Consider the following 15,856-nt stretch of genomic DNA (forward strand, 5'->3'; position numbering starts at 1 on the left):
GCCTACAAGACGCAGTTTTAGCTGTAGGCCCGGTCAGCGCAGCGCCACCGGGCGATAAACATCCTAATAACCTATCAGGCTGACTCCGCCAGAGCAACATCCTCACGCGTCTCGATGCGCTGGTTACCGTGATAAATACGGGCATGCTGCAGCCCCACAAACAGGCGTTCCCCCCGGTGTGGCGCCTCTTCATCGCGCATTACCACCGTCAGCGGCTCGGTATACCAGCCCAGCGGTTGTACCACCATTTGCGTGTAGTGCCCTTTAGGGCTAGCTTCCAGCACCTGCACCGGCAGCGGTGAATCCAGGCTGGTTCGACGGCTGACATCCACTTCCCATGGGCGCAGGAACAGATCCACCGGCCCCTGATGGGCTGGCGTGTATCCCAGCGGCCAACGGTGTGCCCCAACGTGGAATTGTCCACCCCGTACGGTGCCCTGCAGACGGTTAACTTCGCCCATAAACTCCAGCACAAAACGGGTCGCAGGTTCACGCCAGAGCTGCTCTGGCTCATCAACCTGCTCAATATTCCCCTGGCTCATTACCACCACGCGATCCGCGACTTCCATCGCCTCTTCCTGGTCGTGAGTGACGAACACGCTGGTGAATTTCAGCTCTTCATGCAACTGACGCAGCCAGCGACGAAGCTCTTTACGCACCTGCGCATCCAGCGCCCCGAACGGCTCATCCAGCAGCAGAATTTGCGGTTCAACCGCCAGCGCACGGGCCAGCGCGACACGCTGTTTCTGGCCGCCCGAAAGCTGCGCCGGGAAACGGTCAGCCAGGTGGGCCAGTTGCACCATCTCCAGCAGTTTGGTCACCTTCGCTTTGATGGTTGCCGCGTCCGGACGCTCACGCTTAGGAAGAACGGTCAGGCCAAAGGCGATATTGTCGAACACCGTCATATGGCGGAACAGCGCGTAATGCTGGAACACAAAGCCGACTTTGCGATCGCGGGCATGCAGGCGGCTCACGTCGGTGCCGTGAAAACGGATATGCCCGCTGGTCTGATGCTCAAGACCGGCGATAATACGCAGCAGCGTGGTTTTGCCCGAGCCAGATGGCCCCAGCAGCGCCACCATTTGTCCGGAAGGGATATCCAGCGAGATATCATTCAGCACCTGGGTGCGACCAAAAGACTTCTTAATATTGGCAATCTCAATGCTCATGATTTCCCTCCTGATGCTGACGTTTTTCCTGATTCTCTAAACGCCACTGCACCACACTCTTCAAAAACAGGGTCAAAATAGCCATCAGCGTCAGCAACGCTGCGGCGGTAAAGGAGCCGATGGTGTTGTAATCCTGCTGCAGAAGTTCAATCTGTAACGGCAGCGACAGGGTTTCACCTCGAATGGAACCGGATACCACCGACACCGCCCCGAACTCGCCAATTGCACGCGCGTTGGTCAGCACCACACCATAGAGCAGTGCCCAGCGAATATTCGGCAGCGTGACGCGGCGGAACATCTGCCAGCCAGACGCGCCCAGCAGCACAGCCGCTTCGTCTTCGTTGCTCCCCTGGCTTAACATCACCGGCACCAGTTCACGCACCACAAACGGACAGGTCACAAAGATGGTCACCAGCACCATACCCGGCCAGGCAAACATCACCTGCAGGTTGTGCTCATCCAGCCAGCCACCCAGCGGCCCGTTGGAGCCGTAAAACAGCAGGTAAACCAGACCCGCAACCACCGGGGAGACGGCAAACGGGATATCCAGCAGGGTCAGCAGCATCTGACGCCCCGGGAAGTTAAAGCGCGTCACCAGCCAGGCCAGCAGCGTACCAAACACCAGGTTGACCGGCACCGTGATCAGCGCAATCAGCACGGTCAGCCAGATGGCGTGCAGCATATCCGGGTCCGCCAGGTTTTCCAGCGCGGGCATTATCCCTTTACTGAACGCCTGAACGAAAATATAGATTGTCGGTACCACGAGGATAAGAGCGGAAACCAGCACGCCCGTACCAATCAGAAACCATTTCCCCCAGTTGATGCGGGGCGCGTCGTATCGCTTCAATTGAGTAACTTCCGCCATCAGTGACCTACCACACGTCGACCAAAGCGACTTTGCAGAGTGTTGATTGAGTAGAGCAGCAGCAACGATGCGGCAAGAATGACCGAGGCAATGGCGCTCGCCGCCGGGTAATCAAACTCCTGCAAACGGATAAAAATCATCAGCGATGTCACTTCTGTTTTCCACGCAATGTTACCGGCGATAAAAATGACCGCACCGAACTCGCCGAGGCTACGGGTAAACGACAGCGCCACCCCCGCCATCAGCGCCGGGGACAGCTCAGGCAGGACAACTTTACGGAAGCTCTGCCAGCGTGTAGCCCCCAGCGTTTCTGCCGCCTCTTCATATTCCGGGCCTAACTCTTCGAGCACCGGCTGTACGGTACGCACCACAAACGGAATGCTGGTAAAGGCCATCGCCACCGCGATACCAAGCCAGGTATAGGTCACTTTGATGTCAAACTTCGCCAGCCACTCACCGTACAACCCGTTGACGGAGAAAAGTGACGCCAGCGTTAAACCGGCAACGGCGGTCGGCAGAGCAAAGGGTAAATCCATCAATGCATCGAGCAGCGTGCGGCCCGGGAAGCGATAGCGGGTTAAAATCCACGCCATCAGCAGGCCAAACACGCCGTTGAAAATCGAGGCCACAAACGCCGACAGCAGCGTGACTTTATAGGCTGCAACGACCTGCGGGTTGGTGACCACTTCCCAGTACTGGGACCAGCTCATCTGCGCAAGCTGCATCACCAGCGCGCTGAGCGGCAACAACAAAATCAGGCAGACGAACAGCAGGCTGGTCCCGAGGCTTAAGGTAAAACCCGGCAGCACGCGTTTAGTCGATACGGCAAACATTACTTACGCCCCGCCGCCAGCAATTTGTCTAATTCACCGCCGCTGGCAAAATGCGTTTTCATCACCTCAGGCCAGGATCCGAAATGGTCTTCCACGCGGAACAGCGCAGTCTGCGGGAATTTATCTTTCAGTTTGTTCATCACGTCAGGGTTGTTCACGCGATAGTAGTAATCGGTAATGATGGTCTGCGCCTGTGGGCTGTACAGGTAGTTAAGATAGGCTTTTGCCGCTTTCTCCGTGCCGTTTGCCTGCACGTTTTTATCCACCCACGCCACCGGGAACTCGGCCAGGATATTGGTTTTCGGGATAACGACCTCAAAGCCCTGCGCTTCATACTGTTTGCGGATGTTATTCACTTCCGATTCAAAGCTAATCAGCACATCGCCCAGACCGCGCTCTGCGAAGGTTGTCGTCGCTCCACGCCCGCCGGTATCAAACACTTCGACGTTTTTCAGGAACTGGGTCATGAACTGCTCGGTTTTGGCTTTATCGTTACCGTCAGCCTTGTCCGCTGCCCCCCACGCCGCCAGCCAGGTATAACGCGCGTTACCGGAAGTTTTCGGGTTCGGGAAAATGAGTTTGACGTCAGAACGAACCAGATCGCTCCAGTCGTGGATATTCTTCGGATTGCCCTTACGCACCAGGAAGCCCATGGTGGAGTAGAACGGCGAGCTCTTGTTGGGTAAACGGCTCTGCCAGTCGGCCGGGATGAGCTTGCCTTTGTCATGCAGGATCTGCACGTCGGTCACCTGGTTGTAGGTCACCACATCCGCTTTCAGTCCCTGAAGGATCGCCAGTGCCTGTTTGGACGAACCGGCGTGAGACTGTTTGATGGTCAGCTTGTCACCGTTATTGTCTTTCGCCCACTGCTGCTCAAACGGCGGGTTAAGGGCGGCAAACAGCTCGCGGGAGACGTCATATGAGCTGTTCAGCAGCTCAGTCGCCTGCGCCTGTGCCACCAGCAGTAAACCTGCCAGTGCCAGGGATCCTTTTTTCAGTACAGTAACGGCCATTGCGCACCCTTATAAATGTGATGACTATCTTATAGTCATAATATTTATAACGAGGACGAAAGGAGTAACGGTTTTATATACCGTTTGGTGATTTACAAGCAGAAAAGGGAATAAGGGTGCGGCCTGTTGCCCTCACCCCAACCCTCTCCCGGAGGGAGAGGGAGAAAGGGAATTACAGCGCCAGCAGACGCTCAATGGATGGCGCGAAGTAGTAGCCGCCGGTGACCGGTTTGGTGAAGCGCAGCATGGCGTCACGCTTACCGTCGGTATCGCCGAACATGCTCAGCAACTGTTGCTCAATATTGTACAGACGCGCGCAGTAGGCACAGAAGTAGAGGCCATGCGTTCCGCTTGCGGTGCCATACGGCAGGCTCTGGCGAACAATCTTCAGCCCTTTACCGTCTTCCTTGAGGTCAACGCGGCTCAGGTGCGAGGTCACCGGGCGTTCGTCGCCGTCGATCTCTTCGTTGGCCTCTTTGGTACGGCCAATCATCATCTCCTGGTCCTGCACACTCATGCGGTTAAGCTGCTTAAGGTTATGCTCCCAGCGCTGAACAAATACGTAGCTGCCGCCTGCGTCCACACCGTCCTTGATGACCGCCACTTCACGGCGCGTCTCTTCACCTGCCGGGTTTTCTGTCCCGTCGACAAAGCCGCTCAGGTCACGCTCTTCCACCCAGCGGAAACCGTGGACTTCTTCCTGAACGTCAATGCTGTCACCAAACGCCGCTACCGCCGCCTGGGCAACGGAGAAGTTTACGTCGTGACGCAGAGAGAGAATATGGATCAACACATCGTACTGGGTTGCCGGAGCCAGGCCTTTACCGTAAGGGATAAAGTCTTTTAACTCTTCCGCCCCTTCACCACCGCTCAGCTGACGCCAGACGTTATTACCAAAGGCCACCACAGCACCCAGATGGGCATCCGGGAATTTGGCCTGGAAGGTGGCCAGTTTATCCACAAACGCTTTACTGGCCGCACGCAGGGCATCCACATCCCCTTTCACATTGGCTTCAATCCAAATCGCCGCGCGGCAATGTTCTGGCAAAATGCCACTCTGAACCTGAGACATCGCTCCTCCTGAAATAAAGATGCCACGACAACGTGGCATTGATGGCGGGTATTATACCCGGATTTCAGCGAGACGGATTGTTCAGGCGCAAATTACTGCTGCCAGAGTATTTTGCTCACTTTCCAGTTTTTCAGCGTGTCGTCAGACGGCATTAACCCTTCAGGACCGCTCCAGGTTCCGGTAAAGAGGTAGCTGATGTGCTGGCTGTCCGGCGCTTTACATTGCACCGCCACACCATCGTCTGAAGGCGCGCTGGCGCAGTTGCCGAAAGCCTGTTTATAAAGATCGCTAAACGGCGTACCAACCTTCACGCCGCTCGCCGTCGGGATGGCATCGTCCAGCACGGCAATACGGTTTACCGTGCCTTTATCGCCGTTAATCACCAGAGCCAGTTCGTCTCCCTTCAGCGCTTCGAAGTAACGCACGATAGTGCCGTTTTCAGTTTTCATGCCGCTGCGCAGACGATAGTCGCTGCTCAGGGCCGCCTGAAGCGCGTCCTGATCCAGCGCCGTCGCGGCGGTAATGTTGCCCACGCCCTGTTCGGTGACCTCCAGCGAAGAGCCAAACCAGTTCCACGGATAAGCGGCCGACCAGTTAATGGAGGAGAGCGTTGAACAGCCGGTTAACGCCAGCGGGAGAGCGCATAAAAGTAAACGCAGCGATTTCATTGAAACGTCCTTACGTGTTAAATCAACGCTTGTTGGAGTGCAGCATCGGCAAAAAGTGCCGCGTTAATCTGACTCATGCGTAAAACAGGCGCGTAAGCGGGGGTTAGTCAGCAGCCACAGCAGCGCCACGATGTCGGCGACCACCAGCGCAATGCCGATGCCCGTAAGCGGTTCACCATACCACCAGAGCACAGGCTGCCAGCAGAGCAGCGCAATCTGGGCCAGGATCAGCAGCCAGCGAAGCGCACGCCAAAGCCGTGGGATCGCCTGTCGTCGGCCGCTGCACAAAAACGTCACCACCGCCGGTACGCCCGGTAACAGGCCGAGCCAAAAGGCGTCGTGATCGGGATAAAAGAGCGTCAGTAATGTATCGCCCTGTCCGCGGGACGCGGCGGCCATGACAAACAGCACCCAGGTGCGGGCCTGCAGCAACAGTACGCACCAGAATAAGAAAGGCAGCCTGACACGCCCCTGCGCGTCGTAATCTGCCGGGTGGATCTCAATACTCTTCATCTTCGATCAGACGCTTACCTAAGCTCAGCACGTCAGCGTGTTCATAGCCCAGACGTTCATACATGCCCAGCACCACGTCGTTATCTTCGCGCACCATGATCTGAATTTTAGGGCAACCGCGAGCGATCAGTTTTTTCTCAAGACGATTGAGCAGCGCGTTGGCAATGCCGCGCCCCCGGTATTCCGGGTGAACGCCCAGATAATAAGCAGAGCCGCGATGACCGTCGTAACCGCCCATCACCGTGCCCACCACTTCGCCGTTCACTTCCGCCACCAGAAACAGACTGACGTCGTGATTTAGCTTACGCTCAATGTCCATCTCTGGATCGTTCCACGGACGCAGCAAATCGCAGCGCTCCCAAAGGGTAATGACCTCTTCGAAATCTTCCTGGCGAAAAACGCGTATCTCCATGGTATTAACCGCCTTTTCGGGTTTAAAAACAGTGATTATGGCGCGAACAGGGCATTTAGCCAATAACCGGGGAAAATCTCGCCAAAATTTGGCATAATGTCACTTTGTCACGTATTGAAATGAAAAGTAAAACAATTCTCAATAAGGACTGTCGTAACGCTAAACGCGATACGATATAACACCAGGACCGCAATTTTTACTATTCAGGCCGCATGAGCACATTCAAACCATTAAAAGCACTCACATCGCGTCGTCAGGTTCTCAAAGCGGGGCTGGCGGCCTTAACGTTAACGGGCATCGCACAGCAGGCTCAGGCAAAAGAAGAGAGCACGCTTAAAACCAGTAACGGACACAGCAAACCCAAAGCCAAAAAACCGGGCGCGAAGCGTCTGGTCATGCTCGACCCGGGCCACGGCGGTATTGATACCGGTGCCATTGGCAAAAACGGTTCGAAAGAAAAACATGTTGTACTGGCGATTGCAAAAAATGTGCGATCGATTTTACGCAGCAACGGCATTGACGCCCGTCTGACGCGCACGGGCGATACCTTTATTCCGCTGTATGACCGCGTGGAGATTGCCCACCAGCACGGGGCCGATCTGTTTATGTCCATTCACGCGGACGGCTTTACCAACCCGTCGGCGGCGGGTGCGTCAGTGTTCGCCCTCTCCAACCGTGGGGCCAGTAGCGCCATGGCAAAATACCTCTCGGACCGTGAAAACCGCGCGGATGAGGTGGCCGGAAAAAAAGCGACCGACAAAGATCATCTGTTACAGCAGGTGCTGTTTGACCTTGTGCAGACGGACACCATTAAAAACAGCCTGACGCTCGGCTCGCACATCCTGAAGAAGATTAAGCCGGTGCATCGCCTGCACAGCAGGAGTACCGAGCAGGCAGCGTTTGTGGTGCTGAAGTCACCGTCAATTCCCTCCGTACTGGTCGAAACCTCTTTTATTACCAACCCGGAGGAAGAACGTCTGCTCGGCACCACGGCGTTTCGCCAGAAGATCGCCAGTGCCATCGCCTCCGGCATTATCAGTTACTTTAACTGGTTCGATAATCAAAAAGCGCACTCCAGGAAACGTTGATGAAACCGAATGCAAAGCGGGTCAAATCCTTCCTGCTGCAGTTGCAGGATGAGATTTGCCAGAAACTGGCCGCCGTAGACGGCGGTGACTTTCAGGAAGATAACTGGCAGCGCGAAGCCGGTGGCGGTGGGCGTAGCCGCGTATTGCGAAACGGCGGTATCTTCGAACAGGCTGGCGTCAATTTCTCTCATGTTCATGGTGATGCGATGCCTGCCTCTGCGACGGCGCATCGTCCTGAACTGGCGGGCCGGAGCTTCGAAGCAATGGGCGTTTCGCTGGTGGTACACCCGCACAACCCGTTTGTCCCGACCAGCCACGCCAACGTGCGTTTTTTCATCGCGGAAAAACCGGGGGCCGATCCGGTCTGGTGGTTCGGGGGCGGTTTCGACATGACCCCCTACTACGGCGTTGAAGAGGATGCCGTGCACTGGCACACCACCGCGCGCAATCTCTGCCTGCCGTTTGGCGAAGACGTTTACCCGAAATACAAAAAGTGGTGCGACGACTACTTTTACTTAAAACACCGCGACGAACAGCGCGGCATCGGCGGGCTGTTCTTTGACGATCTGAACACGCCTGATTTTGATACCGCGTTCAGCTTTATGCGCGCGGTGGGCGAAGGCTATACCGACGCCTATCTGCCCATTGTTGAACGGCGTAAAAACACCGACTACGGCGTGCGTGAACGCGAGTTCCAGCTTTACCGTCGCGGGCGCTACGTGGAGTTCAACCTGGTGTGGGATCGCGGAACGCTGTTTGGCCTGCAGACCGGCGGGCGCACGGAGTCGATTCTGATGTCAATGCCGCCGCTGGTGCGCTGGGAGTACTGCTACGCGCCAAAAGAAGGCAGCCCGGAGGCTGCCCTGAGTGAGTTTATTCAGGTTCGGGACTGGGTTTAACCCCCCTCACCCCGCCCCTCTCCCAAAGGGAGAGGGCAATAAATCACAGCGGCTGCGTCTGCGCCTCCACTACCGCCAGCGCCACCATGTTCACGATACGGCGTACAGAGGCAATCGGCGTTAACACATGCACCGGTTTCGCCACCCCCATCAGCACCGGCCCCACGGTCACCCCTTCAGAGCTGGAGACGCGCAGCAGGTTGTAGCTGATACGCGCCGCTTCCACGTTTGGCATAATCAGGATATTCGCTGAGCCTTTCAGCGGACTGTCCGGCATACGTTCGTTGCGGATGCTCTCCACCAGCGCAGCGTCGCCGTGCATCTCACCGTCAATCATCAGCTCCGGCGCGCGCTCGCGAACCAGCTCCAGCGTCTGACGCATTTTGCACGCCGCCGCAGATTTAGAGGAGCCGAAGTTAGAGTGCGACAGCAGCGCCACCTTCGGTTCGATACCAAAGCGGCGCACGGTTTCGGCCGCCATCACGGTGATTTCCGCCAGCTCGTCCGGGGTTGGATCGTCGTTGACGTAGGTATCGGCGATAAAGGTGTTACCGCTTGGCAGCAGCAGCGCGTTCATCGCCCCGGCCGTGTGCACACCGTCGCGATAGCCGAAGATCTCCTGCACCACGCTGAAATGCTCGTGGTAATCACCGATGGTGCCGCAGATCAGCGCATCCGCCTCGCCGCGATGAACCATGATTGCGCCAATCACCGTGGTGTTGCTGATCACCGCCCGCTGCGCCTGCTCCTGAGTGATCCCGCGACGCTTCATGATCGCGTAGTATTCGCTCCAGTACTCTTTAAAGCGCGGGTCGGATTCGTTATTCACGATCTCAAAATCAACACCCGGTTTGATCTGCAGGCCCAGTTTCTGGATACGCATTTCAATAACGCTCGGGCGGCCAATCAGGATCGGCTTCGCCAGCCCTAAGGTGATCAGCTCCTGCGTGGCGTGCAGCACGCGCGCCTCTTCCCCTTCCGCCAGCACCACTCGCTTCGCATCGGTACGCGCCTGAGAGAAGATCGGCTTCATAAACAGGTTGGTTTTGTAGACAAACTCGGTGAGCTTATCCACGTAAGCATCGAAATCAGTAATAGGTCGCGTTGCCACGCCGGAGTCCATTGCCGCTTTCGCGACCGCTGGCGCGATTTTGACAATCAGACGCGGGTCGAACGGTTTTGGAATGATGTAGTCCGGGCCAAAGCTCAGATCCTGATCGCCATACGCTGAAGCAACCACTTCGCTCTGCTCGGCATGGGCCAGCTCCGCAATGGCGTGCACCGCCGCCAGCTTCATCTCTTCGTTGATGGCCGTCGCGCCTACATCCAACGCCCCACGGAAGATGAACGGGAAACAGAGCACGTTGTTCACCTGGTTCGGGTAGTCGGAGCGACCGGTACAGATGATGGCATCTTCACGCACCGCTTTCGCCAGCGGCGGCAGGATTTCCGGCTCGGGGTTCGCCAGCGCCAGAATCATTGGCGCACGCGCCATCTTCTTCACCATCTCCTGGGTCAGCACTTTCGGGCCTGAACAGCCCAGGAAGATATCCGCGCCGTCAATGACCTCCTCAAGCGTACGCTTGCCGTCGTCGTCCACCGCGTAGGCTGCTTTGGTTTCCGCCATGTTCGGTTCGCGGTCTTTGTAGATCACCCCTTTGGAGTCGCAGACCACAATGTTGTGTTTCTGCATCCCGAGCGCCACCAGCAGGTTCATACAGGCAATGGCCGCCGCACCCGCGCCGGAAACTACCATGCGCACGTCAGAGAGATTTTTCTCCACCACGCGCAGACCGTTAAGAATGGCGGCAGTGCTGATGATCGCCGTCCCGTGCTGGTCATCATGGAACACGGGAATGTTCATACGTTCACGCAGTTTCTGCTCAATGTAGAAACATTCCGGCGCTTTGATGTCTTCGAGGTTAATCCCGCCAAAGGTTGGCTCCAGCGCCGCCACGACGTTGATGAATTTATCGGGATCGTGTTCGTCCACTTCGATATCAAACACGTCGATACCGGCGAATTTCTTGAACAGAACGCCCTTCCCTTCCATCACAGGCTTACCAGCCAGCGCACCAATGTTGCCCAGGCCCAGCACCGCCGTACCGTTAGAGATCACGGCGACCAGGTTGCCGCGCGCGGTATATTTGTAGGCGGCCAGCGGATCTTTTTCAATTTCGAGACACGGTGCCGCCACGCCCGGCGAGTAGGCCAGCGCCAGGTCGCGCTGGGTTGCCAGCGGTTTTGTCGGGGAAACCTGGATTTTACCCGGGACAGGAAACTCATGAAAATCAAGGGCACTCTGTTTTAACTGATCGTCCATCTTGTTATTCCTTTTACGTATCGGTCAGATAGTATCGCCGCAGGCTGCCGCATAAACTTTGAAGGCTGCCAAACTCTCACCATCACACATTAAAAATTGTTATCAATTTATAACAGCCATGTTACCCGTCTCAAAAGCAATGCCTCCCCCGTCTGCTATGCTTTTTTGTTAAGTCCATCATGATTTTTCCAGAAGTGTGAACTAACGCACTCGTCTAACGCTTTTATTTTCAAGGAGTCATGACTTATGAACCAACTTGACGGCATCAAACAATTCACAACCGTGGTTGCAGACAGCGGCGATATCGAGTCGATTCGGCACTACCAGCCTGAAGACGCAACCACCAACCCGTCGCTGCTGCTCAAAGCGGCAGGACTTGCCCATTTTAGTCACCTGATTGATGACGCCATTGCCTATGGCAAACAGCGCGGTAAAACCCAGGAACAACAGGTTGCCGAAGCCAGTGACAAGCTGGCGGTTAATTTCGGTGCGGAAATTCTGAAAAGCATCCCGGGGCGCGTCTCCACCGAAGTCGACGCCCGCCTCTCCTTCGATAAAGAGAAGAGCATCAATAAAGCCCGCCGCCTCGTCGAACTCTACCAGGAGCAGGGGATCGACAAATCACGCATTCTGATTAAGCTCGCCTCCACCTGGGAAGGCATCCGCGCGGCGGAAGTGCTGGAAAAAGAGGGGATCCACTGCAACCTGACGCTGCTGTTCTCGTTTGCGCAGGCACGCGCCTGTGCCGAAGCGGGCGTATTCCTGATCTCACCGTTCGTCGGGCGCATCTACGACTGGTATCAGGCAAAACAGCCGATGGATCCGTACGTGGTGGAGGAAGACCCGGGCGTGAAGTCAGTACGTAATATTTACGACTACTACAAACAGCACCGCTACGAGACTATCGTCATGGGGGCCAGCTTCCGCCGTACCGAGCAGATCCTGGCGTTGGCAGGGTGTGACCGCCTGACCATCTCCCCTGACCTGCTGAAAAAGCTGCAGGAGAGCGACGAAACGGTAATCCGTAAGCTGGTGCCCACATCCACCGTATTACCCAAACCGAAAGCCATGACCGAAGCGGAATTCCGCTGGGAGCACAATCAGGACCCCATGGCCGTGGAAAAACTGGCGGACGGCATCCGCCAGTTCGCTGTCGACCAGCGCAAACTTGAAGATCTTCTCGCCGCCAAACTTTAACCTTGCCACGGAGTGAACTATGTCCCGTAAAGAGTTAGCCAATGCCATTCGCGCCCTCAGTATGGATGCCGTGCAGAAAGCCAATTCCGGCCACCCTGGCGCACCGATGGGCATGGCAGATATTGCCGAAGTGTTGTGGAATGACTTTCTGAAGCACAACCCCAACGACCCCACCTGGTACGATCGCGACCGTTTTATTCTCTCTAACGGCCACGCGTCGATGCTGCTCTACAGTCTGCTGCATTTGTCGGGCTACGATCTGCCGCTCGAAGAGCTGAAAAACTTCCGCCAGCTGCACTCAAAAACCCCCGGCCACCCGGAAATTGGCTATACGCCAGGGGTGGAAACCACTACCGGGCCGCTGGGACAGGGCTTAGCCAACGCCGTTGGGCTGGCCATTGCGGAACGCACGCTCGGCGCGCAGTTTAACCAGCCGGGCCATGACATCGTCGATCACTACACGTACGTCTTTATGGGTGACGGCTGTCTGATGGAGGGGATCTCCCATGAAGTCTGTTCGCTGGCGGGCACGCTGGGGCTGGGCAAGCTGATTGGCTTCTATGACCACAACGGCATCTCCATTGACGGGGAAACCGAGGGCTGGTTTACCGACGACACGGCAAAACGGTTTGAGGCCTATCACTGGCATGTGGTGCATGAAATTGACGGCCACGATCCCGAGGCGGTGAAAAAAGCGATTCAGGAAGCGCAGAGCGTGAAGGACAAACCGTCGCTGATTATCTGCCGCACGGTTATCGGCTTTGGCTCGCCAAACAAGGCAGGTAAAGAAGAGGCACACGGGGCGGCGCTGGGTGATGAAGAAGTGGCGCTGACCCGGCAGAAACTGGGCTGGAAATATCCGCCGTTCGAAATTCCGAAAGAGATTTACCGCGCCTGGGATGCCCGTGAAGAGGGTGAAAAAGCCCAGCACGCCTGGAACGAGAAATTTGCCGACTACAAACAGGCCTACCCGGAGCTGGCGGCCGAGTTCACCCGCCGCATGAGCGGAGGTTTACCGGAGGACTGGGAAGAGAAAACGCAGGCGCTGATTGAAAACCTGCAATCCAACCCGGCCAAAATCGCCACCCGTAAGGCGTCGCAAAACACCCTGAATGCGATTGGCCCAATCCTGCCTGAACTGCTGGGCGGCTCGGCGGATCTGGCCCCCAGCAACCTGACCATCTGGTCTGGCTCGACATCGCTGAAAGAGAATATCGCCGGAAACTATATTCACTACGGCGTACGCGAGTTCGGGATGACCGCCATTGCCAACGGCATCGCCCATCACGGGGGCTTTGTGCCCTACACCGCCACCTTCCTGATGTTTGTGGAATACGCCCGTAACGCCGCGCGCATGGCGGCCCTGATGAAAGCGCGGCAGATTATGGTTTACACCCATGACTCCATCGGGCTTGGGGAAGACGGACCCACTCACCAGGCGGTTGAACAACTGGCGAGCCTGCGCCTGACGCCAAACTTCAGCACCTGGCGTCCGTGCGATCAGGTCGAGGCCGCGGTGGGCTGGAAGCTGGCGGTAGAGCGCCATAATGGACCGACGGCGCTGATCCTGTCGCGTCAGAACCTGGCGCAGATTGAGCGTACGCCTGAGCAGGTAAAAGACATTGCCCGCGGCGGTTACATTCTGAAGGACAGTGGCGGCAAGCCGGATGTGATCCTGATTGCCACCGGTTCCGAGGTGGAGATCACCGTCAAAGCGGCAGAGAAACTGACGGCCGAAGGTCACGCGGTGCGCGTGGTTTCCCTGCCCTCAACCGACATCTTTGACGCACAGGATGAGGCGTATCGTGAATCGGTCCTGCCATCCAGCGTGACGGCCCGCGTGGCGGTTGAGGCCGGCATTGCCGACTACTGGTACAAATATGTCGGGCTGAAAGGGGCCATTGTCGGCATGCGGGGATACGGTGAATCGGCGCCGGCCGACAAACTGTTCCCGTATTTCGGCTTTACCGTTGAGAACGTCGTTGAGAAGGCGTTGAGCGTACTTTAGTGCGGCCTGCGTGCCCGGTAAGCGTAACCGCCACCCGGCAAAACTAGCGTGTGATCCACAACGTGGGCCAGGCATCTGGCCCATTCCAGTTATCGCAGCTGGGCTCCTCGGCATAACGCACCAGACGGAAGCGCTGGCCGTCAAAGCGCCAGCGCGTCTGGATCCCGCAGTCGGCAATCCCCCGCCCTAACGCCAGGGTGGTCAACTCACGCGTTTTCTCATCGAAGCGGGCGTTCATTAACTCCATTTCACTGCTGCCGCTGGATGGCGTAAACGGCAGTCGCAGCCTGACGCTACGGGAAGAGAACGGTTTTTTACGTGACACCAGCCAGGCCAGATCGACGGTGTTATAGGCCCCCGCTTCGCAACTGACGATCAGCAGCGCTTTGTCATCAGTGAGCGCGGTAACACGCACTTCCCGCCGGTTGGGATCGAGCGAGCACTGGCTGTTATTCATCCGCCAGGTACCGTAGTCCAGCAGGTCGTTGAGTTCGGCATGGGAGAGCGGTGTCGGCGTAGGATTCACGACCGCCACCTTTTTCAGGGCCGGTGCGGGCGGTACGCTTAACGGCGGATCGTCACCTTTTTTAATCCAGGCGGTTTCGCTGCCGACACGCTTTTGCTGCGCATCGATAAACAACAGCGCCGCCTTCAGACCGCTCAGGGAGATCGCCTGCTTGCCATCACGCAGGGTTAGCGCTTTCCCTTCCTGGATATGCTTGAGAAATGCGGTGATGGTCGCGGCATCGTCCGTTTTCAGATGCCATGGCGTTAACTGCCAGTGCTGACGGTCCAGCGTGACTGGCACGCCATCCAGCAGCAGGCGCGGCGCAATAGCAGGCTCTTTGACGGAAGGGGCTGAAAGGCCGCCGAGATCGAGACGCAGCGAGGCATCGGTTTTCGCCCCGGCGCTACGGCTAAGCGTCATCACCAGATCGCGGTGTTCACCCGTGTTGCGTGCCAGGCAAAAATTCTGGTTATTACAGGTCACCTGCCAGTCTGAGAATGATTGCTGGGCAGGTGCAGCCCACACCAACGGTGCGGGGAGCACGCAAATCAGGAAAAGAATAAAAACGCAGTAGCGCATGAATGGCACAGTCCCGGAACGAAAACGCTTAACTGGGCAGTATCTTCGTGTTCCCGCCGGGGTTGCTCAATCGGATTTATCGGATAGATTTATCCGAAAAACAAACTACACACGTTCGAAAGAGGGAGCCATCAGCCCGGTTGTTTGTAAATACTGCAGTAATATTACAGCTTTACCATCTTTAATTTCCCCGGAACGGATCATCTCCAGCGCCCGGACAAACGGTAACTCCAGCACCTCGATATCTTCATCTTCCACGCCACCGCCCTGATGGATACGATGCGCATCGCTGTATTCGGCAATAAAGAAATGGACGATTTCCGTCACGCCGCCTGGCGACATAAACAGTTCGAAAACTTTTTTAACCTCACCCACTTCAAAGCCCGTCTCCTCGATGGCTTCTTTGCGGATACAGACTTCCGGCTCATCGTCATCCAGCAGACCAGCGCAGGTTTCAATCAGCCGTCCGTCCGGATTGCCATTGACCCACGTCGCAACCCTGAACTGGCGGATCAACACCACGCTCTGCTTTTCACGATTATAAAGCAGAATGGTTGCCCCATTGCCGCGGTCGTAAACCTCACGTTTGTGGCGGATCACGTCCCCGTTATTACGCGTTAAATCATAGGTGATGTTACGCAGGACAAAGTAATTATCAGACAGGATTTTGTCTTTGATAACGTCAATTTTCAGGGTCATACGGGCTCCA

Annotated in this window: 15 protein-coding genes; 4 read left to right on the top strand and 11 right to left on the bottom strand. The window is 56.6% G+C overall.

The window, feature by feature from the left end; translation table 11 throughout:
• Positions 1–74 precede the first annotated feature (74 nt).
• From cysA to EKN38_RS01710, 8 genes are all read right to left on the bottom strand, one after another.
• Positions 75–1,169, bottom strand: a complete 1,095-nt coding sequence (gene cysA, locus EKN38_RS01675) for a sulfate/thiosulfate ABC transporter ATP-binding protein CysA (RefSeq protein WP_014832835.1) — start codon at positions 1,167–1,169, stop codon at positions 75–77.
• Positions 1,159–2,034, bottom strand: a complete 876-nt coding sequence (cysW, locus tag EKN38_RS01680) for a sulfate/thiosulfate ABC transporter permease CysW (protein WP_014832836.1) — start codon at positions 2,032–2,034, stop codon at positions 1,159–1,161. The genes cysA and cysW overlap by 11 nt, the downstream gene beginning before the upstream one ends.
• Positions 2,034–2,867, bottom strand: a complete 834-nt coding sequence (gene cysT, locus EKN38_RS01685; protein ID WP_014832837.1) for a sulfate/thiosulfate ABC transporter permease CysT — start codon at positions 2,865–2,867, stop codon at positions 2,034–2,036. Before cysT ends, cysW begins: the two co-directional genes overlap by 1 nt.
• The gene (locus tag EKN38_RS01690) at positions 2,867–3,880 is read right to left on the bottom strand and encodes a sulfate ABC transporter substrate-binding protein (RefSeq protein ID WP_014832838.1); all 1,014 of its coding nucleotides are present in this window, start codon (positions 3,878–3,880) and stop codon (positions 2,867–2,869) included. The genes cysT and EKN38_RS01690 overlap by 1 nt, the downstream gene beginning before the upstream one ends.
• Positions 3,881–4,052: 172 nt before the next feature.
• Positions 4,053–4,952 (bottom strand): Dyp-type peroxidase, encoded by a 900-nt coding sequence (locus EKN38_RS01695; RefSeq protein ID WP_014832839.1) that lies wholly within the window; start codon positions 4,950–4,952, stop codon positions 4,053–4,055.
• Positions 4,953–5,044: 92 nt separating this feature from the next.
• Positions 5,045–5,620 carry an RpoE-regulated lipoprotein gene (locus EKN38_RS01700; RefSeq protein WP_014832840.1) on the bottom strand — a complete coding sequence of 192 codons (576 nt, stop codon included), beginning with the start codon at positions 5,618–5,620 and terminating at the stop codon, positions 5,045–5,047.
• Between the two features lie 63 nt (positions 5,621–5,683).
• Positions 5,684–6,133, bottom strand: coding sequence for a DUF2919 domain-containing protein (locus tag EKN38_RS01705; RefSeq protein WP_014832841.1), 450 nt, complete (start codon positions 6,131–6,133; stop codon positions 5,684–5,686).
• Positions 6,120–6,545 (bottom strand): GNAT family acetyltransferase, encoded by a 426-nt coding sequence (locus EKN38_RS01710; RefSeq protein WP_014832842.1) that lies wholly within the window; start codon positions 6,543–6,545, stop codon positions 6,120–6,122. Before EKN38_RS01710 ends, EKN38_RS01705 begins: the two co-directional genes overlap by 14 nt.
• Positions 6,546–6,757: 212 nt before the next feature.
• Between EKN38_RS01710 and amiA the strand changes: the two genes are divergently transcribed.
• Both amiA and hemF read left to right on the top strand, forming a co-directional pair.
• Positions 6,758–7,633, top strand: coding sequence for an N-acetylmuramoyl-L-alanine amidase AmiA (amiA, locus tag EKN38_RS01715; protein WP_014832843.1), 876 nt, complete (start codon positions 6,758–6,760; stop codon positions 7,631–7,633).
• Entirely contained in the window at positions 7,633–8,532 is a 900-nt protein-coding gene (gene hemF, locus EKN38_RS01720; protein ID WP_014832844.1) for an oxygen-dependent coproporphyrinogen oxidase, read from the top strand. The genes amiA and hemF overlap by 1 nt, the downstream gene beginning before the upstream one ends.
• Positions 8,533–8,575: 43 nt before the next feature.
• On the opposite strand, the gene maeB is transcribed toward hemF, so the two are convergent.
• Positions 8,576–10,855: an NADP-dependent oxaloacetate-decarboxylating malate dehydrogenase gene (gene maeB, locus EKN38_RS01725; RefSeq protein ID WP_014832845.1), complete on the bottom strand. Its 2,280-nt coding sequence runs from the start codon at positions 10,853–10,855 to the stop codon at positions 8,576–8,578.
• A 246-nt stretch (positions 10,856–11,101) separates the two neighbouring features.
• Between maeB and tal the strand changes: the two genes are divergently transcribed.
• Both tal and tkt read left to right on the top strand, forming a co-directional pair.
• Positions 11,102–12,052: a transaldolase gene (tal, locus tag EKN38_RS01730; protein ID WP_014832846.1), complete on the top strand. Its 951-nt coding sequence runs from the start codon at positions 11,102–11,104 to the stop codon at positions 12,050–12,052.
• A gap of 19 nt (positions 12,053–12,071) precedes the next feature.
• A complete protein-coding gene (gene tkt / locus EKN38_RS01735) occupies positions 12,072–14,060 on the top strand; it encodes a transketolase (protein ID WP_126521601.1) in 1,989 nt (662 codons plus the stop codon).
• A gap of 43 nt (positions 14,061–14,103) precedes the next feature.
• Here the strand turns inward: tkt and EKN38_RS01740 are convergent, their stop codons facing one another.
• Both EKN38_RS01740 and nudK read right to left on the bottom strand, forming a co-directional pair.
• On the bottom strand, positions 14,104–15,147 hold the full coding sequence (locus tag EKN38_RS01740; RefSeq protein WP_014832848.1) for a DUF1176 domain-containing protein: 1,044 nt from the start codon (positions 15,145–15,147) through the stop codon (positions 14,104–14,106).
• Between the two features lie 105 nt (positions 15,148–15,252).
• A complete protein-coding gene (gene nudK, locus EKN38_RS01745) occupies positions 15,253–15,846 on the bottom strand; it encodes a GDP-mannose pyrophosphatase NudK (RefSeq protein WP_014832849.1) in 594 nt (197 codons plus the stop codon).
• Positions 15,847–15,856 lie beyond the last annotated feature (10 nt).

Origin of the sequence: Enterobacter sp. WCHEn045836, from assembly GCF_003965585.1 — a bacterium.
Classification (GTDB): domain Bacteria; phylum Pseudomonadota; class Gammaproteobacteria; order Enterobacterales; family Enterobacteriaceae; genus Enterobacter; species Enterobacter dissolvens.

Coding starts and splice junctions, on each gene's coding strand:
- EKN38_RS01710 (WP_014832842.1), bottom strand. CDS start 6,545: ATGGAGATACGCGTTTTTCGCCAGGAAGATTTCGAAGAGGTCATTACC.
- nudK (WP_014832849.1), bottom strand. CDS start 15,846: ATGACCCTGAAAATTGACGTTATCAAAGACAAAATCCTGTCTGATAAT.
- EKN38_RS01690 (WP_014832838.1), bottom strand. CDS start 3,880: ATGGCCGTTACTGTACTGAAAAAAGGATCCCTGGCACTGGCAGGTTTA.
- tkt (WP_126521601.1), top strand. CDS start 12,072: ATGTCCCGTAAAGAGTTAGCCAATGCCATTCGCGCCCTCAGTATGGAT.
- EKN38_RS01705 (WP_014832841.1), bottom strand. CDS start 6,133: ATGAAGAGTATTGAGATCCACCCGGCAGATTACGACGCGCAGGGGCGT.
- EKN38_RS01695 (WP_014832839.1), bottom strand. CDS start 4,952: ATGTCTCAGGTTCAGAGTGGCATTTTGCCAGAACATTGCCGCGCGGCG.
- maeB (WP_014832845.1), bottom strand. CDS start 10,855: ATGGACGATCAGTTAAAACAGAGTGCCCTTGATTTTCATGAGTTTCCT.
- tal (WP_014832846.1), top strand. CDS start 11,102: ATGAACCAACTTGACGGCATCAAACAATTCACAACCGTGGTTGCAGAC.
- hemF (WP_014832844.1), top strand. CDS start 7,633: ATGAAACCGAATGCAAAGCGGGTCAAATCCTTCCTGCTGCAGTTGCAG.
- amiA (WP_014832843.1), top strand. CDS start 6,758: ATGAGCACATTCAAACCATTAAAAGCACTCACATCGCGTCGTCAGGTT.
- EKN38_RS01740 (WP_014832848.1), bottom strand. CDS start 15,147: ATGCGCTACTGCGTTTTTATTCTTTTCCTGATTTGCGTGCTCCCCGCA.
- EKN38_RS01700 (WP_014832840.1), bottom strand. CDS start 5,620: ATGAAATCGCTGCGTTTACTTTTATGCGCTCTCCCGCTGGCGTTAACC.
- cysW (WP_014832836.1), bottom strand. CDS start 2,034: ATGGCGGAAGTTACTCAATTGAAGCGATACGACGCGCCCCGCATCAAC.
- cysA (WP_014832835.1), bottom strand. CDS start 1,169: ATGAGCATTGAGATTGCCAATATTAAGAAGTCTTTTGGTCGCACCCAG.
- cysT (WP_014832837.1), bottom strand. CDS start 2,867: ATGTTTGCCGTATCGACTAAACGCGTGCTGCCGGGTTTTACCTTAAGC.